Origin of the sequence: Acinetobacter sp. UBA2063 (genome assembly GCF_002333245.1) — a bacterium.
Taxonomy (GTDB): domain Bacteria; phylum Pseudomonadota; class Gammaproteobacteria; order Pseudomonadales; family Moraxellaceae; genus Acinetobacter; species Acinetobacter parvus.
The window spans coordinates 1,144-1,886 of sequence record NZ_DDAH01000106.1; the positions used below are offsets into that span (position 1 = coordinate 1,144).

General features: G+C 37.6%; 1 protein-coding gene. It reads right to left on the reverse strand.

Annotated elements, in window-relative coordinates; genetic code table 11:
• The coding region (locus tag B4H32_RS04730; RefSeq protein ID WP_286800429.1) for a hypothetical protein at positions 1 to 386 on the reverse strand (386 nt) is incomplete at its 3' end.
• Positions 387 to 743 lie beyond the last annotated feature (357 nt).

Below are 743 nucleotides of genomic sequence, written 5' to 3' on the forward strand. Positions count from 1 at the left end.
GGGCGTGTTTCCAGTGCCTGACGTGTTGCATAGCCCTCAGTGTTGTTTAAATCAGGTGAGTTGGATAGACCAAAAGTTGCACGGCTGTTGCCAAGTTGCACCCCATATTGTTCCTGTTTGGTTGGGTTCATAATTTCATTGACACTGAGTATCGAAATTTTATAGGTTTTTTCCATTCCTAACACTTGTTTACAGGCATGCTGTAGTTTTTTCTCATCAACCTCACTGTTGCCACGTGCTGCCAAGGTATAGGCTAGTGTTGCCGAAGTTGCCGTTTTATTTTCAATTTCATAACCTGTCACACCATTGTACTGATGTGGAGTGCTTTGACATGCCGCAACCAGAAGTGTACCGCTCACAATAATCAATAAATTAGTTTTTTTCATATTAGTAGTCCTATTATTTCTAGTCTTAGTATCGCATAAATTAGATTTTGTATTGTGATGAATCTTTAAAACTCACGCTGTTCATCATGATTTGGGTTCAAAATGAGAGAAAGAATTTTCGTTTTCGAACAATTTTGCATATAATCGTGCAAGTTTTTTATTTTTATATACAAGTTGTTGCTGTATCGCAGTGTTGAGGCCCATTTTTTTAATAGGTATTTCATTTATTGCTTTGATACATAAGGCAATTCTGAATAGGTATGCCATGATCTCTACAGATAGTCAAAAAAAATATGTGGTTGCATTTGACCAGGGTACAACCAGTTCACGTGCAATCGTGTTGGATCACGATGCAAA